At 71.8% G+C, this 22933-nt stretch carries 14 protein-coding genes; 4 read left to right on the plus strand and 10 right to left on the minus strand.

The genetic code is table 11. From position 1 onward, the window contains the following. The first annotated feature begins 33 nt into the window (after positions 1–33). The 3 genes from ACIPJI_RS25015 (at position 34) to ACIPJI_RS25025 (ending at position 3221) form a co-directional block, all read left to right on the plus strand. The gene (locus tag ACIPJI_RS25015; protein ID WP_402248931.1) at positions 34–1650 is read left to right on the plus strand and encodes an AMP-binding protein; all 1617 of its coding nucleotides are present in this window, start codon (positions 34–36) and stop codon (positions 1648–1650) included. 4 nt (positions 1651–1654) lie between these two features. Then, positions 1655–2473, plus strand: coding sequence for a PaaX family transcriptional regulator C-terminal domain-containing protein (locus ACIPJI_RS25020; protein ID WP_402248933.1), 819 nt, complete (start codon positions 1655–1657; stop codon positions 2471–2473). Positions 2474–2711: 238 nt separating this feature from the next. Then, entirely contained in the window at positions 2712–3221 is a 510-nt protein-coding gene (locus tag ACIPJI_RS25025) for a hypothetical protein (protein WP_402248935.1), read from the plus strand. A 67-nt stretch (positions 3222–3288) separates the two neighbouring features. Here ACIPJI_RS25025 and ACIPJI_RS25030 read toward each other — a convergent pair whose 3' ends face one another. The 4 genes from ACIPJI_RS25030 to ACIPJI_RS25045 all read right to left on the minus strand — a co-directional run bounded on the left by ACIPJI_RS25030 (position 3289) and on the right by ACIPJI_RS25045 (position 10984). Continuing rightward, positions 3289–6552, minus strand: a complete 3264-nt coding sequence (locus ACIPJI_RS25030) for a DNRLRE domain-containing protein (protein ID WP_402249165.1) — start codon at positions 6550–6552, stop codon at positions 3289–3291. Positions 6553–7007: 455 nt separating this feature from the next. Beyond that, positions 7008–7628, minus strand: a complete 621-nt coding sequence (locus tag ACIPJI_RS25035; RefSeq protein WP_402248937.1) for a hypothetical protein — start codon at positions 7626–7628, stop codon at positions 7008–7010. Positions 7629–7773: 145 nt separating this feature from the next. Continuing rightward, a complete protein-coding gene (locus ACIPJI_RS25040) occupies positions 7774–10155 on the minus strand; it encodes a bifunctional salicylyl-CoA 5-hydroxylase/oxidoreductase (RefSeq protein ID WP_402248939.1) in 2382 nt (793 codons plus the stop codon). A 1-nt stretch (position 10156) separates the two neighbouring features. Next, positions 10157–10984, minus strand: coding sequence for an enoyl-CoA hydratase family protein (locus tag ACIPJI_RS25045; protein WP_307708852.1), 828 nt, complete (start codon positions 10982–10984; stop codon positions 10157–10159). 206 nt (positions 10985–11190) lie between these two features. Here ACIPJI_RS25045 and ACIPJI_RS25050 point away from each other — a divergent pair, with 206 nt between their 5' ends. Beyond that, on the plus strand, positions 11191–11640 hold the full coding sequence (locus ACIPJI_RS25050) for an ATP-binding protein (RefSeq protein WP_373465430.1): 450 nt from the start codon (positions 11191–11193) through the stop codon (positions 11638–11640). Between the two features lie 21 nt (positions 11641–11661). Here ACIPJI_RS25050 and ACIPJI_RS25055 read toward each other — a convergent pair whose 3' ends face one another. From ACIPJI_RS25055 to ACIPJI_RS25080, 6 genes are all read right to left on the minus strand, one after another. Beyond that, on the minus strand, positions 11662–13092 hold the full coding sequence (locus tag ACIPJI_RS25055; protein ID WP_402248941.1) for an amino acid permease: 1431 nt from the start codon (positions 13090–13092) through the stop codon (positions 11662–11664). A gap of 139 nt (positions 13093–13231) precedes the next feature. Next, entirely contained in the window at positions 13232–14263 is a 1032-nt protein-coding gene (gene argF / locus ACIPJI_RS25060; RefSeq protein WP_307708849.1) for an ornithine carbamoyltransferase, read from the minus strand. 61 nt (positions 14264–14324) lie between these two features. After that, positions 14325–15554: an arginine deiminase gene (locus ACIPJI_RS25065; RefSeq protein ID WP_402248943.1), complete on the minus strand. Its 1230-nt coding sequence runs from the start codon at positions 15552–15554 to the stop codon at positions 14325–14327. Between the two features lie 121 nt (positions 15555–15675). Beyond that, complete coding sequence (locus ACIPJI_RS25070) at positions 15676–18084, minus strand: hypothetical protein (protein WP_402248945.1); 2409 nt, start codon at positions 18082–18084, stop codon at positions 15676–15678. Next, the gene (locus ACIPJI_RS25075; protein ID WP_402248947.1) at positions 18081–20213 is read right to left on the minus strand and encodes a hypothetical protein; all 2133 of its coding nucleotides are present in this window, start codon (positions 20211–20213) and stop codon (positions 18081–18083) included. Before ACIPJI_RS25075 ends, ACIPJI_RS25070 begins: the two co-directional genes overlap by 4 nt. Beyond that, on the minus strand, positions 20210–22933 hold the full coding sequence (locus tag ACIPJI_RS25080) for a hypothetical protein (protein ID WP_402248949.1): 2724 nt from the start codon (positions 22931–22933) through the stop codon (positions 20210–20212). The genes ACIPJI_RS25075 and ACIPJI_RS25080 overlap by 4 nt, the downstream gene beginning before the upstream one ends.

The raw sequence follows: 22933 nt of genomic DNA on the forward strand, positions 1-22933 counted from the left end.
GTTTGGCGACGCCGACCCGACAGGGGGCGAACCATGGAGCTGACACCCTCGGCCCACCTCGACACCTTCGCGCGCGACCATCTGCCGCCCATCGGCCAGTGGCCGGAACTCCTCTTCGAGCTGCCCGAGCTCCGGTACCCGCAGCGCCTCAACTGCGGCGAGGAGCTGCTCGACCGCACGATCGAGCGCTTCGGCGCGGACCGCCCCGTCTTCCGTTCGGGCGCGGGGGAGGTCTGGTCGTACGGGCACCTGCGCGAGCAGGTGGACCGGATCGCGCACGTCCTCACCGCGGAGCTCGGGGTCGTCCCCGGCAACCGGGTGCTGCTGCGCGGGCCGACGACGCCGCATCTCGCCGCGTGCTGGCTCGCGGTGATGAAGACGGGCGCCGTGGCGGTGACCGTCCTGGCGCAGCACCGGGCCGGCGAACTGGCCACGGTGTGCGAGATCGCCTCGGTCGGCCACGCCCTGTGCGACGTGCGGACGGTCGACGACCTGGTCAAGGCGGAGGTGCCGGGGCTGCGGATCACCACCTACGGCGGCGACGCGCCCGACGACCTGCTGCGCCTGGCCGCCGCGGCCGGGCCGGAGCCCTACGAGCCGGTGGCGACGGCGGCCGACGACGTCGCGCTGATCGCCTTCACGTCGGGCACCACCGGCCGTCCCAAAGGGTGCATGCACTTCCACCGGGACGTGCTGGCGATCGCCGACACGTTCTCCGCGCATGTGCTGCGGCCGGAGCCCGACGACGTGTTCGCCGGCAGCCCGCCGCTCGGCTTCACCTTCGGGCTCGGCGGGCTCGTCGTCTTCCCCATGCGGGCCGGGGCGTCGGCACTGCTGCTGGAACAGGCCGGCCCCGGGCAACTGCTGCCCGCGATCGCGGAGCACCGGGTGTCGGTGCTGTTCACCGCGCCGACCGCGTACCGCGTGATGCTCGACCAGCTCGACTCCCACGAGACCCGGTCCCTGCGCCGCTGTGTGTCGGCCGGGGAGAACCTGCCCGCCGCGACCTGGCAGGCATGGCTGGAGCGGACCGGGCTGCGGATCATCAACGGCATCGGGGCGACCGAGCTGCTGCACATCTTCATCTCCGCCGCGGACGGGTCGATCAGGCCGGGCACCACCGGGGTCCCCGTACCCGGGTGGCAGGCACGTGTGGTGGACGGCGAGGGCCTGCCGGTGCCGGACGGCGAGCCGGGGCTGCTGGCCGTTCGCGGCCCGGTGGGCTGCCGCTATCTGGCCGACCCGCGACAGACCCAGTACGTGCGGGGCGGCTGGAACCTCACCGGTGACACGTACGTCCGCGAGCCCGACGGCTGGTTCCGCTACGTCGCCCGGGCCGACGACATGATCATCTCGGCCGGGTACAACATCGCCGGGCCCGAGGTGGAGGACGCGCTGCTGCACCATCCGGACGTCGCGGAGGCGGCCGTCGTCGGACGGCCCGACGAGCTGAGGGGCCAGATCGCCGTGGCCTATGTCGTGCTGCGGGAGGGCGCCGAGAGCGATGAGGCGACGGCCGACACCCTGCGGGACTTCGTCAAGGAGCGGCTGACGCCGTTCAAGTGCCCCCGGGAGATCGTCTTCCTCGACGCTCTGCCGCGTACACCGACCGGCAAGCTGCAGCGCTACCGGCTGCGAGCTCTAGAGTGATCGCGTGGCCGAGCAGCACACCCCCAGATCCCTGATCGTCACCCTGTACGGCGCGTACGGACGCGAACGGCCGGGTCCGCTCGCCGTGGCCGAGCTGATCCGGCTGCTGGGCGTCCTGGGCGTCGACGCCCCGTCCGTGCGTTCCTCTGTCTCCCGGCTCAAACGGCGCGGGCTGCTCGTGCCGGAGCGGACCCCGGAGGGGGCGGCCGGTTACGCGCTCTCCGCGGACGCCCGGCAGCTGCTCGACGACGGGGACCGGCGGATCTACGCGCCCTCCTCCGCCGACCTGTCCGACGGCTGGGTCATCGCCGTCTTCTCCGTGCCCGAGGCCGAGCGGCACAAGCGCCACCTGTTGCGCTCGCGGCTGGTCAGACTCGGCTTCGGCGCCGCCGCGCCCGGGGTGTGGATCGCCCCCGGCCGGCTCTGCGAGGAGACCCGGCACACGCTGCGGCGGCTGCGACTCGACACGTACGTCGACCTGTTCCGCGGTGAGCACCTCGGGTTCGCGGCGACGGCGGAGTCGGTCTCCCGCTGGTGGGACCTGGCGGCGATCGCCAAGCAGCACGAGGACTTCCTCGACCGGCACGAGCCCGTGCTGCGTGCCTGGGACGCCCGCGAGGAGACACCGGCGCAGGACGCGTACCGGGACTATCTGCCGGCACTGGACTCGTGGCGGCGGCTGCCCTACGCCGACCCCGGCCTCCCGGCCGAGCTGCTGCCCCAGGGCTGGCCGGGCGGGCGGTCCGCCGAGGTCTTCGGACGGCTGCACGCGCGGCTGCGGGACGCGGGGGCGCCGTTCGTGACCGGGGAGTCACAGGCGTGACCGGGCGGCCGCGGCCGTGACCGGGGAGCCGCGGGCTTCGGGCGAGGAGCTCGAGCCCGTGTGGACGGTGGCCGCGAACCTCGTGCCGTGGCGGCGCCAAGGGAACCTCGGGCAGGGGAGACGGGACAGCGCAGCGTTCCGGATGGCGCAAATCCGGGCGGGTGACTGCCGGTCGGGCGTATCGAATTCGCGGGCATAATGCTGATCGCGACTCGATCGAAGACGTACGAGGTGACCCTTGAGCAGGCTGCTGGATGTTTTCGAGACTCTGATTTCTCCTAGTTATCGCATCTTTGGGCTGGTTGACACGAGCGTCGACACCTATTCACCGCACGCGGATCGCACGAAATGGCTTCTTTCCGCCCCCGGCATGGTTTATCTGCAAGTGCCGCCCCAGGTGATTCGGGCCTCGGTGCGGTTGGAGAGCTGGTCGGCGGCCCCTCCGGCAGGCGACGCTCCGTGGTCCGGTGCGGAGGAGGTGGAGGTGCACCTTCCCGGAGGTGACCTCGCGTTGGAGACCATCGACGGGGGGCAGCAGGAAGTCCCCTTGATCCTGCCCTCTTCCGGCCTGTACCGGATGCGATGGCATTGGACATTCAATCGTGAAGGCGGGCCTTTCACTTCCCCGTTGGCGGGACCACGGGAACCACTGCCCATACCCCCGGGCCACGAAGAGAAAATGAACGGCGCAGATCAATACTGTCTGGTTCAGATCTGGCGCACGGCCGCCGGTGGCGGGACAGAGTGAAACGGATGCGGGGCCGGTCCTGTGGACCGGCCCCGCGGTACGGCCGACTCAGACAGAATGTCCCGGGTCAGTCGCCGATGACGATGATGAACGGGTCATAACTCAGGATTCGGTCATTGTCGTACCAGGCGCCGAGACGCCGCCCGGCTTCCTGATTCTCGTTCGAGTCGATGTAGCGGACGGAGAAGTCGTCGCGGTACGGCTCTCCCTCGTACTGGTAGCGCGCTGCCCCTTGGTAACTGGAGGCGAAGGGGAATTCGTCGCAGTCGCGCTGCTCTCCCGCCGTGGGTTTACCCGGCACGGCGGCGTTGTTGCACGTGGAGGAGACGACGGAGCGGTTGGCGTCGTAGCGTGCCTGCTCGAACGGCCCGAAACCCGGCACGAGGCGGTGCAGCGGGTTCACGGCGCTCCCACCGGGCAGCTTCTTGTCGCTCTTCGTCGGGTAGGTGCTGCCCGGGTCGTCGAGAGCGTCGCCGATGTGGTCCGCGACCGCGGCCACTCCGATGTACGGCTCCACGGGAGCGCCGGCGTCGGACGTGTCACTCCGGTCGTAGCGCAGCGCGGGTGTGGCATCGGGGAAAACAGAACCCGCCTTGGCCCGTACGTTGTAGGCGGCGCTGTCGAAGCGGATCTCCCCCTGCTCGCCCTCGGAGGGGATGAGCTGGGAGTAGCCGGGGACCGTGAACTCGAGGACCGGGGTGAACAGGCCCGTGGCGATCTGATCGCCATGGGCGACATCGGGCAGCTTCGGTGCCAGCGACCACAGGTCGAACTTCGTGTCGCCGTTGTACTTCCACTGGCTGGGTGAATCACTGCGGCCCGTGTAGAGACCGGGCTGGCATGCGTCCTCTGCCGAGGGGTCGCCCGGAACACCGATGTCCCAGCTCCCCTCGCACTCCAGCTTCGCTTCCAACTTGGCGCCGACCTTGTTGAAATCGCCGCTGGATATGAAGACATCCACGTTGAAGTCGAATTCGGCGAACCGGGTCAGCGTGCTACCGTTCAAGCCGCCCATCTGGCCGCGGCCGATAAGGGTGTTGGTCGAGATGAAGGTGCCGTGCAGATAACAACCCGGGGGCCACAGGCCACACCTGATCGCCGGCATGACCGTCAAGGTCTCCTGACAGTAGGAGAACCGGTTCTTGATCCACCCGGCCGCGTTGTCCGAGTCGTCGGCGTTGTGGCATTCATCAACGTCGGCAATGTATTCGTACGGATCCTGGCCGTTGTTCTCGGGCTTGCGGCCGCGGTTGAATCGCTGGCTGGGAACGGTGTACGTGCGCTCCCAGACAGCCATGGTCCCGGCCGTCGGCGCCGTTGTCGTGCCGGACGCCGCCTGGGATGTGCCGGGCGTCGCCTTTGCCGCGGCAGGCTGCTCGGCGGACGGGCCGGTGCGCGGTTTGATGCCGAGCGCTTCCAGATTGCCGTCCCTGTTGAGGACTTGCTCCACCTGGGCGGGGTCGGCGATCAGCGCGGGATCGCTGATCGTGTAGGTGTCGCCGGGCTGAAGACTGCTGGGAACACCGGCGGCAGCGGTCTCCACGACGAACGACCGCCACGGGGACCAGCCCAGGTTGTAGTGGGTGCCGTCGTAGGCGTTGGTGCGGAACTTGTACATCTTGCCGTCGACGAGCTGCCCGTCCGGTACCTGCACGGTCGCCCACTCGCCCGGCGTGACGAAGGCGGAGACCAGCACACCGTCTCCGGCCGGCGTGGTGATCGGCGTGTTGGTTTCCGCGTCGTAGACCTGGAAGCTACCGCTGACCTTGTCGCCGTCCGCGTCCGCGAACGTGTCCCTGAGCGTCGGCGTGAGGGTGTTGACGGCCCACACATCGTTGTAGGTCTTGAAGGGCGGGCCGGCCTGCTGCGCCGTGCCGTCGGAGGGACGGTAGTTGTAGTTCACGGTCAGCTTCGGCTGGTTCGCCGTGGCGTTGCCGGAGTTGACGCGCTTCCAGGCGCGGGTGTCGTCGGTGGCCGCTCGCAGGCCCATGTAACCGCGGGTCGCCTTCGCCGAGGCCCAGGTCTGGACAAGGGTGTCGACGTCGGCGTTGATCCAGCCGTCGGGCTGGGCGGCGGTGCAGCTGGGGTTGCCACGGGTCTGGTTGGAGGAGTGGTACTGCTGGTTCCAGGTGGGCTGGTTGGTCCACCGTGAGGCGGTGGAGGCCTGGGTGGTGTCCCAGACGGTCCACGACTGGGCGGTGCAGTCGGTGTTGCCGGAGTGGAAGTTCCACAGCGCCAGGTTCGTGTCGATGATCAACGCGTCCTGGATGGGCGTGGTGTTCCAGTGGATGAAGGACCGGGCCACGCGGGTGGTGCCGTCCGCGTTGGTGGTGCCCGGGTTACCGAAGTCGAGCTCGGTGTCGGCGGACCAGTCGACCGTCTCGCCGCGCTGCACGTAGGTGTCGAACGTAGATGACAGGGCGGAGGTCGAAGGGTCGACCGTGACCGGGTACTGCGTCCTGGGGTCGGCGAGGAAGTCCGCGCTCGGCGTGACGACCAGGTCGATACGACCGGTGCCCTTGTTCACGACCTTCATGTCGACTCGGGCACGGCGGGTGTGCTCGCCGGACCGCTTGTCCACCGAGGCGTCCCACATGACCGGGGCGGGCATCGTCGCGCGCTGCTCACCGGTCTCGGCGTCGGTGAACGTCACCGATCCGTCCTTGTTCGCCTTGGCCTTCAGCCCCTTGGCCTTGACCGGCAGCGTGTAGGAGTACGCACCGGAGGGCTTCTTGGCGATCTCCACGAACTGTTCGAACCCGGTCCGCGTGGCCTCGACGATGACGTCGGCGCCGGGCACGGCCTCCCGGTAACGGGCGGTGGTGCCGTTCAGCTCCGGAGCGGGAAGACCGCCCTTCCACTGCAGGGTCACCGCCTGGTCTCCGGTGCCGAGGGTGACGAGATCGCGCGGGGCCGCGTCCTTGGCGGCGGCCAGGGAGCGCGGCGCGGTGCCGCCCTTGCCCGCCATGCGCAGCCCGTTGGGGTGCTCCTTCGCCTTCACGGTTCCGTCGGCGGCCCTGGTCAGGGTGACGTCGACCTTGCGCCACTCGCCGGCCCGCCACACCCGCTCGGGGCCGGAGGTCAGCTCAGTGGTGAGGGTGCCGTCGGGATTTGCCACGGTGTAGGAGGTGGCCGTCGTCTCGTCGGAGGCGACGACCTTCTTGCCGCTCTTCTTCGCCTGGGCGATGGCCCAGGCCTTCGAGCCCTTCGGGTGCTTGGCCGCCCGGGCCGGGTCCGGCTCCCTATTGCCCTTCTTCGAAGGGGACTTGGCGGACGTCGCGGCCGTAGCGGCAGGCTCGTCCGGTGCCGCGACGGCCGTCTGGCCGGACATGAAGACGACTTCTGCCGCCAGCACCACGGCTGACGCCAGAGCGATGCGCCCTCTGCGTCGTCGCGGGCGGGAACGCCCGGCTGTGTATCTGGACACGGGTGTGTCAATCCCTTCCGATCCTGCCGGTCGGCAAGATCAACAAGGGAATCTAGGGCCGGGCTGTGCGCCAACTACAGGCGGAATCAGGGACTCCGCGTGATCATGAACACGGTTGCCCACATGAAGATGAGGCCTCAGTGAGGACTTCTCCACAGTCGTGGTGATCTTGTGGTGGTCACGTCAGGGTTCCTCAGACGGATAGCAGCCCGGCCGCCTCGCGGACTCGTGCAGCCACCCCTGTCCTTTGACATCGACGCCGTCTCAGCGCCCCCGCCGCTGCGCCCCTCGAGCCTGTCTCACTGCAGGTCGGGGTTGATCAGTCTCACGACGGTGACGGATCCCCAGATCCGGGCTCATCACTCGTCTTCGTTGTCGAAGTCGTAGGGCGGGATGGTCCATCGCATCACCATCTCTCCCGCCTCGTCGGCTTCGAGCGTGACCGGATAGACCTGGCCGGCATCCCACTCACCGCGGTGCCTGATCGAGTGGTCGCCCTGGTCCCATTCGATGCCGAGCACATGGCAACCCCCGACCTCGATCGCACCGACGTGAAGCGGATGGTGCCACCCCGCCCGCCGAAAGCGGTGGAAATCGGTGTGCTCGTCGATCGAGACCACGAGGCCCTTGCCGTGAAGGCGGTCGCGCCAGGCGGTGAGTTCGGCCGCGCGGGCTGCCGCCTCAGCCACCGGGAGGTCCAGCCACCCGTGTGGACCGTCGACGCCGTACTGCGCGATCCGCTCACCGCCGAACTGCGCATGTGCGTCGTCCTCGTACCGGCCCCAATAGCGGTACGAGAAGGGTCCGCGCAAGGTGTCGGGGCCCCAGAAGCCGTCAGCATTGCCGGTGACGATGCGGCCCGCCAGGGGACCGGTGATACCGAGAAGTACCAGGTCACTTCGGTAAGGCGGGCGACCGGCAAACGGAACCCCCGAGGGCGACCGGACTCGACTCCAGGGTCCATCATGAACAGCCGACATGACTGCAGTGGCAGCAGGCTGTGGAAGGGCGCACCTTGGCCGGCTTGCGTCGGATGCGGGCGATCCGGGAGTCCGTCCAGCATGGGAATGGCGTGAGGCTCCCACGGCGGCACGCATCCCGATCCGTGCCTGTGCCACGACTGCGTCAGCCGAGCGTGAGCCTCGGTTTCGGGGCGTCGGTGCGGCCGGTGGGCGGCTTGCGGCTGCCCGCGCGGTACGGCAGCGGCCAGGGCGCCCCGTCACCGGTGTAGTTCTGGTCGGCCGCCGCGTGGAGCGTCCAGTTCGGGTCGTAGAGGTGCGGTCTGGCCAGGGCGCAGAGGTCGGCACGGCCGGCCAGCAGGATCGAGTTGACGTCGTCCCAGGAGGAGATCGCGCCGACGGCTATCACCGGGATGTGCGCCTCGCCCCGGATCCGGTCGGCGTACGGGGTCTGGTAGGAGCGGCCGTATTCGGGGCGTTCGTCGGCGACGACCTGGCCGGTGGAGACGTCGATGGCGTCGGCGCCGTGGGCGGCGAAGGCGCGGGCGACGGCGACGGCGTCCTCCGCGGTGGTCCCGCCGTCGGCCCAGTCGGTGGCCGAGATACGGACCGTCATGGGCCGGTCCTCGGGCCAGTGCTCGCGCACGGCGTCGAACACCTCGAGCGGGAAACGGAGCCGGTTCTCGAGGGAGCCCCCGTACGCGTCGTGACGCCGGTTGGTCAGCGGCGAGAGGAAACCCGAAAGCAGATAGCCGTGGGCACAGTGGAGTTCGAGGAGGTCGAATCCGCTGCGGGCGGCGCGCCGGGCGGCCGCGGCGAACTGCTGCCTGATCTCGGCGAGTCCCGTGCGGTCGAGGGCGTGCGGGACCTGGTTGACACCCGGCCGGTACGGGAGCGGGGAGGCGGCGGACACCGGCCAGTTGCCGGTCTCGAGCGGCTGGTCGATGCCTTCCCACATGACCCGGGTGGAGCCCTTGCGGCCGGAGTGGCCGAGCTGGACGCCGATCGCGGTGCCGGGCGCGTGATGGTGGACGAAGTCGGTGACGCGGCGCCAGGCGGCCGCCTGTTCGGCCGTGTAGAGGCCGGTGCAGCCGGGGGTGATCCGGCCCTCCGGGCTGACGCACACCATCTCCGTCATGACCAGGCCCGCCCCGCCGAGGGCGCGGGCGCCGAGGTGGACGAGGTGGAAGTCGCCGGGCATGCCGTCCTCGCCCACGTACATGTCCATCGGCGAGACGACGACACGGTTGCGCAGGGTCAGCCCGCGCAGCCGGAACGGGGTGAACATCGGCGGCGTGCCCGGCGGGCAGCCGAAGTCCCGTTCGACCGCGTCGGTGAAGGCGGCGTCACGCAGCCGCAGGTTGTCGTGGGTGACGCGGCGGCTGCGCGTGAGGAGGTTGAAGGCGAACTGGCGCGGCGGCTGGTCGGTGTGGACGGCCAGTTCCTCGAACCAGCGCAGGCTGGCGGCGGCCGCGCGCTGGGTGGACTCGACGACCGGGCGGCGTTCGCTCTCGTAGGCGGCGAGGGCCGCCGGCAGGTCGGGCTGCTCCTCGACGCAGGCGGCGAGGGCGAGGGCGTCCTCGACGGCGAGCTTGGTGCCGGAGCCGATGGAGAAGTGGGCGGTGTGCGCGGCGTCGCCGAGGAGGACGATGTTGCCGTGCGACCAGCGATCGTTGACGACGGTGCGGAAGGCGGTCCAGGCGGAGGAGTTGCCGCGCAGGGGCCGGCCGCCGAGGACCTCGGCGAAGACCTTGGCGCAGCGTTCGGTCGACTGCTGCTCGTCGCAGGTGTCGAAGCCGGCGGCCCGCCAGACCTCCTCGCGCATCTCGACGATGACGGTGGAGGCGTCGGCCGCGAAGGGGTAGCCGTGCAGTTGCATCACGCCGTGCTCGGTCTCGGCGATCTCGAACCGGAACGAGTCGAAGGCGAAGTCGGCGGCGAGCCAGATGTAGCGGCAGCGGTGGGTGGTGAGGTGCGGCGCGAAGACGTCGGCGTGCGCTGCGCGGGTGGCGCTGTGGACGCCGTCCGCGGCGATGACGAGGTCGTGGTCGGCGGCGAGTTGGGCGGCGGGCGGTGCCGGGGTGCAGAAGCGCAGGCGCACGCCGAGGGATTCGCAGCGTTCGTGGAGGATCTCCAGGAGCCTGCGGCGGCCGAGGGCGGCGAAGCCGTGTCCGCCGGAGGTAAGGGTCTGTCCGCGGTGGCCGATGTCGATGTCGTCCCAGCGTACGAATTCGCGCTGGAGACAGCGGTGGACGGTGGGGTCGGCGTGCTCGATCCCACCGAGGGTCTCGTCGGACAGCACGACGCCGAAGCCGAACGTGTCGTCGGGTGCGTTGCGTTCCCAGACAGTGATCTCGCGTGCCGGGTCGAGCCGCTTGAGCAGCACGGCCGCGTACAGCCCGCCGGGTCCGCCGCCGATGACGGCGATCCGAAGAGGCCGCGCCTTCCGCGCCGGCCGGGCACCGGTGTCCGGGGCCGGGCCCCGGTCAGGGCCGGCCTCGTGGGGCGTGGCCGCGGACCCGGCCGGGGGCGGCGTCAGGGCGGCCATGTCAGCGGCCCTGCCACTTGGGCGGCCGCTTCTCGGTGAAGGCCGCGTGGAACTCGGCGTAGTCGTCGCCGTTCATCAGCAGCGCCTGAGTCGCCGCGTCCAGCTCGACCGACGCCGCGAGCGGCATGTCGAGCTCGGCCGTCAGCAGCGCCTTCGTCTGGGCGTACGCCAGTGCCGGGCCGTCCGCGAGACGGCGGGCGAGCTCGGCCGCCCGGGCGTCCGCCTGTCCCTCGTCGGTCAGTTCACTGATCAGGCCGATGCGTTCCGCCTCCGGCGCGCGGACCGGCTCGCCCAGCATGAGCAGACGGGTGGCATGGCCGAGGCCGACGACGCGGGGCAGCAGATAGGCCGCGCCCATGTCACCGCCGGAGAGCCCCACCTTGGTGAAGAGGAAGGCGAAGCGCGCGGACGGGTCCGCGACCCGGAAGTCCGCGGCCAGCGCCAGCACCGCGCCCGCGCCCGCCGCCACGCCGTGCACCGCGGCGATCACGGGGAAGGGGCACTCCCGGACCGCTCGTACGACCTGGCCCGTCATCCGGTTGAAGTCGAGGAGCTGGGCGGTGTCCATGGACAGGGTCGCGCCGATGATCTCGTCGACGTCCCCGCCGGAGCAGAATCCGCGTCCTTCGCCGCCGAGCACGAGGGCACGCACCGAGCGCTCCCGTGACAGCTCGGCGAGCAGGTCGCGCAGGTCGGCGTAGGCACCGAAGGTGAGGGCGTTGAGCTTCTCCGGGCGGGCGAGGGTGACGGTCGCGACGCCGTCCTTCCTCGTCAGCCGCAGATGACGCCACTCCTGCGTACGTGGCACGGAACCGGTAAAGGGGCTCATGGAGTGGGGCCTCCCTCGGCACGGGCGGTCTGCTGCGCTGCCTCTGACATCGAAGCTATCACTCATTCGTGACTTCCGTCATGAGTGCGCGATACGAGTGTTGCGACTCCGCGAAGGTCCCGTACCGGTTGTGGCACAGGTGCCGGCCCGACCGGGGACGCGCCCCCGTTCCGGCGTCCTGGACTTCGTAGGGTCGTGATCAGCAACTGCCACCGAACGGAAAGCCCGCCTTGTCCCCAGCCACCGACTCCGCCTCATGGCGTGTCCCGCTGCCCCACACCACGGCGGCCGTGCCCATCGCCCGCGCGCTGGTGCGTGCGGCGCTGGCGGGCGGCGACCACCCCGCGCCCCCGGACCGCGACACCGCCGAGCTGCTCACGGCCGAGCTGGTCGCCAACGCCGTGGAGCACACCCCCGGCGGATCACCCATAGAGCTCGTGGTGGAACTGCTGCCGACGGGCTGCCAGGTCGAGGTCCACGACCATGACCCGACGCCGCCCCACGGACTGTCACCGTCCGCCCCGCTGCCGCAGCCCGATCCCTGGCAGGAGCACGGCCGCGGCCTGCTCCTGATCCGGGCGCTGAGCACCGCGTGCGGGCATCGGCCCACGGCACGCGGCAAGGCGGTCTGGTTCACCCTCCCGGGACCGGCCTGATCCCGTCCGAGGGCTGCGGCGCTACGCGTCGACGAGCGGCTTCGTTTCGGTCCCGGCCTGCGGCGGGCCGGCCGCGAGCCGGGAGTTCCGGCGGCCGTAGAGCGCGTAGACGACGGCTCCGGCCAGCAGGAACACCGAGAACTGGAGCCAGGTCGCCCGGCCTGTCCCCCACATCAGATACAGGCAGCAGGCGACGCCGAGCACCGGGGTCACCGGATGGAACGGCACACGGAAGCGCGTCTCTGCGTCCGGGTAGCGGCGGCGCAGCGCGATGACGGCCACGTTGACGACAGCCATGACGGCGAGTGTGCCGATGGTCGTCAGATTCATCACCACGTCGAGCGGTACGACGGCAGCGGGGACGGCGAAGGTCGCGGCGACGATCCAGGTGCCCGCGACCGGGGTGGACGTCTTCGGGGAGACCCGCTCGAAGACCCGCGGGACGAGACCGTCGCGGGACATGGACAGCAGGATCCGGGTCTGGCCGTACATCACGGCCAGGACGACCGAGGCGATGGCGACCAGCGCGCCGAAGGCGATCACGCCACCGCCCACCGTGGAGCCGGTGACGTCGTTCACGATCAGCGACAGGGCCGCGGGCCTGTCGGCGACGTCGTCCGCGGACATGGCGCCGATGGCGGCGAGAGCGACGCCGCAGTAGAGCAGCGTGACGACGCCGATGCAGATCATGATCGCGAGCGGGATGTTGCGCCGGGGGTTCTTGACCTCCTCGCCCGCCGTGGTGATCGCGTCGAAGCCGATGTACGAGAAGAAGGCGAGGGACGCACCCGACGTGACACCCGCCAGGTGGTGCGGCGAGAACGGCGAGAGGTTGTCCGAGGTGTACGCGGTGAACGCGATCGCGCAGAAGAGCACCAGGATCGCGATCTTGACCACGGCCATGACGGCGGTGGCGCGGGCGCTCTCGCGCACACCGCGGGCCAGGAGCAGCGCCGCGAGGACCATCACCACGACGGCGGGGACGTTGACGACGCCGCCGTCGCCCGGCGGGCCGGCGAGCGCCGCCGGCAGCGCGAGGCCGGTGAGGCTGCGGAGCAGTTCGTCGAGGTACTGGCCCCAGCCGACGGCGACCGCGGAGGCGGAGACGCCGTACTCGAGGAGCAGGCACCAGCCGACGAGGAAGGCCGTGCGCTCGCCGAGGGTGGCGTAGGCGAACGAGTACGAACTGCCGGACACGGGTATCGCGCTGCCCAGCTCCGCGAAGGAGAAGGCGGTGAAGACGCAGGTGATCGCGGCGAGCACGAAGGAGACGACGACCGCGGGCCCGGCCTGGGAGACGGAGTCGGACAGGCCGACGAAGATGCCGGTGCCGACGATGGCCCCCACGCCGAAGCACACGAGCTGGAAGAGCCCCATGGTCCGCCGGAGGCCGTGGCCCTCGAGGTCGGCGCCGGAATCGGCGACAAGCTGGGCCGGGCTCTTGATACGCATGGGGCCGTTCTCTTCTTCGGTGGTTCGGGGTTCGGTCGTACGCAGACGCACGAGTGGGGTCCGGACGTGCGAGCCCGGACCCCACTGACGGCGGACATACTAGCCCGCTGTGCGCATGATCACCCCATTCGGCGCATCGCTATACGGATGCCGTGCTCCCGCCGGCCGTGACGCCAGTCAGCGTGGCCACCATCACGGCCTTGATGGTGTGCATACGGTTCTCCGCCTCGTCGAAGACCACCGAGTGCTCCGACTCGAAGACCTCGTCGCTGACCTCCAGCTCCGTCAGCCCGTGCCGCTCGTGGATCTCGCGGGCGACCTTGGTGCCCAGGTCGTGGAAGGCGGGCAGGCAGTGGAGGAACTTCACCCGCGGGTTGCCGGTGGCGCGCAGCACGTCCATGGTCACGGCGTAGGGAGCCAGCGCCTTGATCCGCTCGTCCCAGACCTCCTTGGGCTCCCCCATCGACACCCAGACGTCGGTGGCGACGAAGTCGGCGCCCCGCACGCCCTCCGCGACGTCCTCGGTGAGCGTGATCCTGGCGCCGCTCACCGCGGCGGCCCGGTGCGCCTGCGCGACGACCTCCTCGGCGGGCCAGTACGCCTTCGGCGCGACGATCCGGACGTCCATGCCCAGCAGGGCGCCGGTGACCAGGTAGGAGTTGCCCATGTTGAAGCGGGCGTCGCCGAGGTAGGCGAAGGAGAGCGCCTCCAGCGGCTTGTCGCTGTGCTCCTTCATGGTGAGGACGTCGGCGAGCATCTGGGTGGGGTGCCAGTCGTCGGTGAGTCCGTTGTAGACGGGCACGCCCGCGTGGGCGGCGAGCTCCTCCACGACGTGCTGGCCGTCGCCGCGGAACTCGATGGCGTCGAACATCCGGCCGAGCACCCGCGCGGTGTCCTTGGCGGACTCCTTGCTGCCGATGTGGGAGCCCGACGGGTCCAGGTAGGTCGTCGAGGCGCCCTGGTCGGCGGCCGCCACCTCGAAGGAGCAGCGCGTACGGGTCGACGACTTCTCGAAGATCAGCACGATGTTGCGGCCGCGCAGCCGCTGCACCTCGGTACCCGCGCGCTTGGCCGCCTTGAGCTCGGCGGCCAGGTCGATCAGACCGCGGAACTCCTCGGCGGTGAAATCGAGCTCCTTGAGGAAGTGGCGGCCTTCGAGATGTATCGCCATGATGGCTGCTCCTGCGTGGCGGATGCGGTGACAGTGGAACTCTATACGATCCCTTGCATCGCTATACAGCGTCCCGCTCGACGGGACAGCTCATGCACCGCGGACCGCCACGGCCCCTGCCCAGTTCGCTGCCCGGGATCTCGATGACCTCGATGCCCTGCTTGCGCAGATGGGTGTTGGTGGTGACATTGCGCTCGTAGGCCACGACGACGCCCGGTTCCACGGCCAGGACGTTGCAGCCGTCGTCCCACTGCTCACGCTCGGCCGCGTGCACGTCCTGCGTCGCGGTGAGCACCCGGACCTCCTTCAGACCGATCGCGGCCGCTATCGCGTCGTGCATCCGCTCCGGCGGATGGTCGCTGACCTTGAGTCCCCCGCCCTCGGCCGGTTCGATGGTGTACGAGCGGAGCATGCCGAGGCCCGCGTACTTGGTGAAGGTGTCGCCGTCGACCATCGTCATGACCGTGTCCAGATGCATGAAGGCCCGCCGCTTCGGCATGTCGAGGGCCACGATCGTGCGGGCCGAACCGGCCGCGAACAGTCCGCGGGCCAGCATCTCCACTGCCTGGGGCGTGGTGCGCTCGCTCATCCCGATCAGCACCGCCCCGTTGCCGAGCACCAGCACGTCGCCACCCTCGATGGTGGACGGGTAGTCGTCCTGCCCCTCCGACCAGTGATGGAAAGGTCCCGCCTCAGGTCCGCCGAAGAGCGGATGGTGCTTGTAGATCGCCTCGAAGTGGACCGTCTCGCGCTGGCGGGCCGGCCAGCGCATCGCGTTGATGGCGACCCCGTCGTAGATCCATGCCGAGGTGTCACGGGTGAACAGGTGGTTCGGCAGCGGATGGAGCAGGAAGTCGTCCAGATCCATCACATGGAAACGCACCGACGTCGGCTCCGAATGGTCCGCGAGGAACTCCCGTTTGGTCATCCCGCCGACCAGGGCCTCCACCAGGGCGGCGGTGGGCAGTTCGTCGAAGGCCGCCCGCAGGTGGTCGGTGGCGAGCGGGCCGTACTCCTTCTCGTCGAAGACCCTGTCCAGCACGAGCTTCCTGGCTTCGGGGATCTCCAGCGACTCGCGCAGCAGATCACCGAAGAGATGGACCTCCACCCCCCGGTCACGCAGCACGTCCGCGAACCCGTCGTGCTCCTGCCGGGCGCGGCGCACCCAGAGCACGTCGTCGAAGAGCAGTGCGTCCTTGTTGCTCGGTGTGAGCCGCTTCAGCTCCAGATCGGGCCGGTGCAGTACGACCCGGCGGAGCCGCCCGGCCTCGGAGTCGACATGGAATCCCATGCCCCCATCCTGGCCGTGCGGGCCGCCGGACACACGCCGTACGCGGATCTTCGCCGCTTGTCCGTCGCTCTTCGGCCGCCTTCGTCCGCTCCCCCGCCCGCTCTCCCTCCCGGGCGGGCTGTCAGGACGTCACGGCGAGGACCACGATGAGGACCACCAGCACCGCGCCGAAGCCGCCGAGAGCGAGGACGAATCCCCGCCCGTTCCCGGACGTCATGCCGGACGAGCGGTGCCCGTCGCGGGACGACCCGCGGCCGTCGGTCCCGGGCCGCACCGGTTCGCCGGGCGGGTAAAGGGTGCGCGTCTGCGGCCGGCCGGTGGCACCGCCCGGAGGCTCCGGGTCGCGGCGGGGGTGCCTGCCGGGCTCCGGCACGGGACGGTCCGGTTCGGGTGCGCGACGGTCCTGCTCGGGGCGGCGGGGCGGCTCGGGTGTGCGGCGGGCGGGCCCGCCCGCCCACTCGGGGCGCTCCTGGTACTCCGGAGGACCGGGCGGCTGCTCGGGGGTGAGGGGCCGCTGCTGGAGGCGCTCCGGCGCCCGGGCGGGGGGCTCCGGAGGCCCGTGCGTGACGCGCGCGGGCGGCGGCCCGGGAAACGTCATCGACCGTCGCACCAGCGCCTGCCACACCGGCAGCGTGATCCCCGGGTCGGTGCGGCCGGTGAGGATCTGCTCCGCCGCCCCGCGCCCGATCGGGTCGGCCCCGCCGCACAGTTCGGGCAGCAGTCTCTCCAGACGGCTCCCCACATCCGGTTCGGCGGCGAACGGCCGCACGGCCCAGCGGTACAGCGATGCCGCGTTCGCGGCGCGGACCGCCTCGTCCGGGCCGCCCCGGGCCGCCGAGGCACCGGGAGCGAGATAGAGCCGTCGGCCGAGGACCGCGTCGCACAGGCGCTTGCGCTCCCCCGCGGTCCAGTCCGGCCAACCCTCCGCGATCCGGCGCACGACCAGGGTCAGCACGTCGTACGAGGGGTCACCCTCCAGGACCGTCAGCAGGTCGCCGTTGCCCGACTCGCCTATCGTGTCGGCGAGTTCCCGCCCGTCGCGGCAGGTGAGCAGCCGCGCCGGCAGTGAGCCGGTCTCCCTGGGTGCGGAGCGGCGGCCGAGGACGGGCCGCCGGCGCCGCTCCCCTTCCGGCTCCGGCCAGGTGGGGCGTACGAAGGGAAGCCGCCCCGGCGGCCCGGGAGTCGGCGCCACCGGTGGTCGCGTGTCATGAACGGGCGACGTGGCGAACGGCGTCGCGGACGAGGCACGCGCGGACGGCTCCGCGCGGGACTCCGCCGAGCTGGACGGTTCCGCGCGGTACGGCTCGGACGTCGGTACCTCCCCCGCGCGGTACGACCCTGACCCGGGCGCCTCGCCCGCGCGGTACGACCCTGACCCGGGTGCCTCACCCTCGCGGTAGGACGTCGGCGTGGACGGCTCCGCGCGGTACTCCGCGGACCTGGACGGTTCCGTGCGGTACGACCCGGACGCGGGTGCCTCCCCCGTGCGGTACGACGCAGGCGCGGACGGCTCGTCCGCGTAGTACGACTCGGCCGCGGACGGCTCCGGACGATACGGGCGGGGCCCGGACCGGTCACGCCCGGCGCGGGGCCCGGACCGGTCGCGCCCGGCGCGGCGCTCGAGCGCAGCCAGCGCGTCCTCCGAGGCGTCCAGCAGCGCGCGGCTGTCCCGCACGGCCGCGCCGCGGGGCAGCGCCGTCGACAGCGCGTCGGCGAGCTCGAACTCGTGCGCGTCCCCGCGTTCGACCGCGTACAGATAGGCGCGTACCAGGCGCTCAGCCACGTCCCGCGGCCGGCCGTCCGGCGCCTGAAGCGGGTCGGTGCGCACCCTCGGCCCGTCCTGGTCGGGCGAACTGGACCAGCGGCTCACGAACATGAACCTGATCCGGCGGCTCTCCGCGGTGTCGTGCGTCGCGAACGTCCACGGCTGCGGCAGGACCTTGCCGAAGATCCCGTACAGGGCCCACAGCAGCAGGCACGGCCCGTCGTCGCCCGCGCGGTCCAGCACGGTGTGCAGCGCGGCCGGGTCGCGCAGCACCTCCGCCGCGACCGCCGTCAGTTCGGCCTCCGTCCGGCGGAGCCCGCCGGCCAGCCGCTTGCCGCCCTCGAGGGCGGACCGTTCGAGGGCGCCGAGCGGCACCGGGTCCAACGCGCCGCGGACCTCGCCGAGCTCGATGCCGCTGCCCTCCCAGTCCCAGCTGTGCAGCCCGAGGCAGGTCTCGGGGCCGAGGCTCCGCTCGGGTCCGTACAGGGCGTGGCACAAGGTGTCCTGGCGGCCCCCGAGGCCGCGCCCGGACATCCTGCGCACCAGCAGCGCCGTCGCCGAGTCCTCGCTCACCAGACGCACCAGCGCGGGGGCCGTGTCCGGGCCCGCCGACCTCAGCAGGTGGGTGACGGGCCGGAACAGCCGTACGACCTCGCTGCGTTCGCCCGACCAGGCGACCGGGCCGAAGCCCGTGTTGCCCATCGGGTTGGCGGCGTCCCAGCGGAAGACGATCTGGTCCACGGTCCCGGTGTGACGTGACGTCATACCCCTGTCTCCCTCAACTCGGCGCCGGGCAGGAGCCCGCACATCGCGAACACGGACAGCAGCGGGGCCAGGACCCGGCGCGGCCGCACGCCGTGCGGGAAGGTCTCACCCCTCTCCTGGCCGCCGGTCGCCGCCACGAAGTGCAGCGTGCAGCGGGCGCAGTCGTCGAACGGCTTCAGCCATGCCTGGCTGCCGTGGTGCCGGACGAAGGCGTGGACGTCGCGGCTCTCCGCACGGAAGGTGGCGTCGTCCAGGACCGCCGGCAGCCCGCGGGCCAGCCAGCGGTCCACCGAGGGGTCGAAGCGGACCAGGTCGCTCTTGTTCAGCGCCACGGCCGCGGGAGCGGTGATGTACGGGCCGGTGCGCGGGATCCGGCCGAGCACGGTGGCGAACGCCTCGTCGCCGAGATCACGCTGGACCAGTCCGGTGCGCTCACGGACCGGGTCGAGCTGGGGCAGCCGCAGCGCCCGCAGCGGGTCGAGCACGAAGATGAACGCGCCCACACCCATGAGGAACCGGGTCACGTCGCTGTTCTGCGCCAGGTCCTCGCCGGCCAGGTCGAAGAAGACCACGGGCCGGGTCACCCCGTGCCCGGTGACCAGCAGACTGTCCGCGAACTCGGCGAAACGCACCTGCCCCGTACGCCGCAGCACCTCCCCGCGGTGCAGCGGGTGGACCGTCTCCGCGAGGTACTCGCGGTGCTCCTCCGGGTTGAGCGGCAGGCACTTGAGCCCGTACGGCTCGAGACCGCCCTGCTCGATCTCGCCGAGCATGGCGGCCAGCAGATGGGTCTTGCCGGCGGCGGAGCTGCCGACCATGGCGACGGTCAGCGGCTCACCGCTGGTGAGGTAGGGGACGGGCAGCCGGTGCGGCTGGTTCTCGTCCGCGTGCGGACACATCTGGAAGGCCTGGCGCAAGGCGTCCTGACGGTGCATCGGACGGTACTCCGCGCTGAGGTCGAGTTTCCTGGGCTCCTTCTTGCTGTCGAGCGTGAACAACTGCGTCTCGTCGTAGTGCACCGGCAGCAGACAGTGCGGGCACAGCGGGGGCCTGGTGGGCAGGGGCACGTCCACAGGGCCGTCCTGCCGGGGCTCGGTCGCCGGCCTGGGAGCGGGCGGACGGCCGGCCCCCAGCAGCCGCCGCAGCGAGCGGCGGGGCGGGGGGTCGACCAGTTCCACGTAGACCTGCTCCTGGTCCACCGGGGCGGCGAGCCCGAGCCGGTCGCGCTTCTCCGCGAGCCTGGCGTCGAACTCCGCGCGGGCGCGGCCGAGCGGGTCCGGGGCCAAGGAGACCACGGCCAGCGGATCGCCGACGTTCAGCAGACGCATCAGTTCGGCCGGCGCCGCCCGCATCGTGGCCAGGGGAGCGAACGAACCACTCTCGCTGAGCGCGGCGAGCCGGCGGAAGTCGGCCAGGTCCTCGGGAGGCGCCGTCGCGTCACCGGGGCGGCCGGACAGCAGGAAGTACATGAGCCGCGCCACCGACCACAGGTCGTCGCGCGGATCGGCGGTGCCCGTGCCGTCCCGCTGCTCCGGCGCGGCCCACGGTGCCGCACCGAACGCCTCGCGGGGCTCGTCGACCCGCTGGGTGCGGTACAGCTCGCCCAGCCGCACATGGGTGCCGTCCCAGCGGACCGTGTAGGGGTTGATGTCCCGGTGCACCAGCTGGACGTCCTCCAGCAGACGCACCGCGAGCGCCAGCTGGCTGAGCACCTTGTGCTGTTCCGCCACCGTCAGCGCGCCCTGCCGGGCGGCGATGGGCCGCCCCGTGTGCGCCTTGTACAGGACGAAGGGCTCCGGAGCGTCGAGATGGAACCCGACGAGACGGGTGAACAGCTCGCTGTAGGGCTCGGCCCCGTGCCGCCGCTCCACCGCGACCGCCGCGCTGACCTCCCGCTCGAGCGCACCGTAGGCGTCGGCGCCGCCGTGCGCGGAGCGCGGCAGCCGGTACTGGATCACCCGCCAGCCTTTGCTGAGGGTCACCTGCCGGGCCAGCAGCGGCGCCCGCTCCGGCATACGGACGTCGTCGGAGAAACGGGCGGAGAAACGGACGGGGTCCTGGCGGTGGGTGTAGAACTCGAGCTCTTCCACGTCCTCCGCCGGTGTCCCCGTGCTGTGCGGCACGGTCATCGCGTTCCGCCCTCCTCTCCCCTGACCGACCTGACCGTGTCCGGCCGCATCGGCACCAGCGTGAGCACCCCGGCGTGCCTGCCGCCCGCCGTCCACACGACGTCCTCCGCCGCGGCCGGCCACGCGTCCTGACCGGTCTCCGGCTCCGCGCCCCGTCGCAGGGCCTCCGGCGCGAAGCGGAACCGCCGCGCCGCGTGCGGGTCCTTGGAGAGCAGCCGCCGGTGCTCGGCCCCGCACAGCGGGACGACGTGCTCCGTGCCGCCGTCGGCCAGGAGACGGCGCACCCGGTCGGAGGAGACACCGAGCAGGCCGGCGATGCCGGGCCGGTTCCCGGGATCCGGGGCGTACGGGGGCGGTGCGGCGGCTGCGTCCCTGATCAGCCGCCGGTGCTCCTCGTCGAGGAGTTCGTTCATCAGGGGGCGCAGCGGCACCCGGGCCGCGGTCGCCGGTTCACGCTCCACGGCGGCCCAGCGGGAGGCGAGGATCAGCGCGGCGCCGTGGGTCAGGTCGCCGACCAGCGTGTCGACCAGTTCGGGGCCGCCGTCGCCGGTCTCCCGTTCGAGCCAGGGCGGGCCGTCGCCGTCGGAGCGGGACGGCCACAGGCTGCGCAGGGCGTGCGGCTCCTCCTCGGTCGTGGGCGGTCGCTCCTCGCCGGTGTGCGGTCGCGTCCCGGCGGTGTGCGGTACGGAGCGACCGCTGCCCGCCGGGTCCGAGGCGGCGTCCGTGGCGTGGCTGTCGTCGAAGCCCGGGCCGAAGTGGGAACCGGCCCCGGGCGCGGTGTCGTCGCCGAAGCCCGAGCGGAAGTCCGAGCCGAAGCCCGCTCCGAGGTCGGGGCCGGGGCCCCGCCCCGCATGAGGGCCGAAGTCGCCTGCCCCGTACGGATCGTGAGCACCCCCGCCGTCCGAGAAGGCCGTGTGCGAGCCGGCGTCCGGGGCGGTCGGTTCCGGCCAGTCGTCGTCGGCGCCGTCACCCCAGCTGTCCCAGTCGAAGCCGCCCGCCTGCCCGACGGAGGGACCGCCCGGTTCGTCCATCGGCAGCACCCTGTCCACGGACGGACCGGCGCCCAGCCTTTCCTCCACCGTGTCGGCGAGTGAACCCACCAGCACGGCGACGGCGCGTGCCGCGTCGGAGCAGTGGTAGCGGGCGTCGGCGAGCAGCCAGTCGTGCACGACGGTGTCGGCCAGCAGTTCGTCGACCCCTTCCACCGCTCCCGCGGCGAAGGCCCAGTCCGTCTGTCCCCACCAGTCGTCGACCGCCGCCGTCCAGTCGCGTATCGCCAGCAGCACCAGCGCGGTCAGCGCGACGGCAGGGGCCACAGCGCCCGCCCAGGCCGGCAGGGACAGCGCCGCGCCGGCGAGCGCACCCGTCACCCCGCCGACGGCGCCCGCGGCGAGGCGGGTGAGGGCGCGCGTGTCGCCGCCCCCGTCCAGACGGCCGTCGCGGGAACGGCTGGGCCTGCGCCGCAGCATCAGGACGGCGAGGGCCGCGCCCGCCACCGCGCAGAGCGGGCCGCTGAACCACCCGATTCCCGGCCAGAGTCCGGCGACGCAGCAGATCAGCAGGGCCAGGCCCGCGTCGGCCGCCCACGGGCGGCGCATCAGGAACGGTGGCGGCAGCGGGAGTTCGGCGACCCGCTCCGGCGGACAGGTCTCGTCGAGCCGGCGCAGTCTCGCCGTGCTTCCCGCCGGCGCGGACCGGCCGGAGAGCGCGTTGAGCGTCGCCGCGACGGACCGCAGGGGCAGCCGCTGCCCGAGGAGACGCTCCGTGTGGTCGCGCAGCGCCGGTCCCACGCTCGCGCGGGTCACCTCCGGCACCTCCGTCAGTTCGATGCCGCGCTCGAGCAGGCGGGCGCGCTGCTCCGGGCGGACACGGTCGCCGCCACCGTCGCCGAGCGCACCCGCGACCTCTGTGCGGTACGCGGCCAGCGCGCCGGCGAGGCCCTCGAACCGTGCGGGGAGGTCGGCCTCCTTGCCGGCCCTGCCGAACAGACCTGCCCCGCCCCGGATCGCCTCGTAGGCGTCCCTGGTGTCGTGCAGGGCGTCCACGCACTCCTCGTGCCGGGTGTCGGTCCTGCCGCCGGGCGTCAGCCACGGCCGGTCGGCGAGGCTGCGCGGTACCGACCGGCCGAGGAGGAGCGACAGTTCCGGGGTGAGACCGTCCTGTCGGGTCCCGCCCGACGCGGCGCCCCCCTCCGGCGGGGCGACGGATACCGGCAGGTCCTGGCCGGTGAGGTGCTCCAGCGCCTGCCGCCACGCCCGTGACCGCGCCTCCTCCGTCAGGTCGTGCTCCAGTACGTGCACGGCGGGCACGGCGACGCCGTGCGGCACGTCCGCCAGTTGACCGAGGACGCAGTCGAACACGGCCGGTTCCACGAGGAGTTCCAACAACGGCCGCAGCGACGCGTCGAACCTGTCGGTCCCCGGCGCGGCGCCGACGAGCGTGTCGGGCAGCCACAGCACACCGGCCTCCGGCGGGCCGAGCGGCAGCGGCCGGTGGAGCTGCCGCTGGCCGGGGGCACCGGTCGCGAGACAGAGCAGCCGTGCCGGTCCGTAGGAGTAGAGCTGTTCGTAGAGGAGTTGGTGGTCCACGAGGTCCGCAGCGCAGTCGATGACGAGGAACCGCCGCGTGCGGTCGTGTTCCGTCTCCTTCAATGCCGCGGTCACCGGCGCCCCGTGCCGCAGGTCCACGACGACGGCATGGGCCGGGCGGTTCTGTTCCAT

The sequence above is a fragment of the Streptomyces sp. NPDC086835 genome (genome assembly GCF_044745705.1).
Classification (GTDB): Bacteria; Actinomycetota; Actinomycetes; order Streptomycetales; family Streptomycetaceae; genus Streptomyces.

Coding starts and splice junctions, on each gene's coding strand:
- ACIPJI_RS25040 (WP_402248939.1), bottom strand. CDS start 10,155: ATGGCCGCCCTGACGCCGCCCCCGGCCGGGTCCGCGGCCACGCCCCAC.
- ACIPJI_RS25045 (WP_307708852.1), bottom strand. CDS start 10,984: ATGAGCCCCTTTACCGGTTCCGTGCCACGTACGCAGGAGTGGCGTCAT.
- ACIPJI_RS25070 (WP_402248945.1), bottom strand. CDS start 18,084: ATGACGTCACGTCACACCGGGACCGTGGACCAGATCGTCTTCCGCTGG.
- ACIPJI_RS25065 (WP_402248943.1), bottom strand. CDS start 15,554: ATGGGATTCCATGTCGACTCCGAGGCCGGGCGGCTCCGCCGGGTCGTA.
- ACIPJI_RS25055 (WP_402248941.1), bottom strand. CDS start 13,092: ATGCGTATCAAGAGCCCGGCCCAGCTTGTCGCCGATTCCGGCGCCGAC.
- ACIPJI_RS25035 (WP_402248937.1), bottom strand. CDS start 7,628: ATGTCGGCTGTTCATGATGGACCCTGGAGTCGAGTCCGGTCGCCCTCG.
- ACIPJI_RS25075 (WP_402248947.1), bottom strand. CDS start 20,213: ATGACCGTGCCGCACAGCACGGGGACACCGGCGGAGGACGTGGAAGAG.
- ACIPJI_RS25030 (WP_402249165.1), bottom strand. CDS start 6,552: ATGTCCGGCCAGACGGCCGTCGCGGCACCGGACGAGCCTGCCGCTACG.
- argF (WP_307708849.1), bottom strand. CDS start 14,263: ATGGCGATACATCTCGAAGGCCGCCACTTCCTCAAGGAGCTCGATTTC.
- ACIPJI_RS25080 (WP_402248949.1), bottom strand. CDS start 22,933: ATGGAACAGAACCGCCCGGCCCATGCCGTCGTCGTGGACCTGCGGCAC.
- ACIPJI_RS25015 (WP_402248931.1), top strand. CDS start 34: ATGGAGCTGACACCCTCGGCCCACCTCGACACCTTCGCGCGCGACCAT.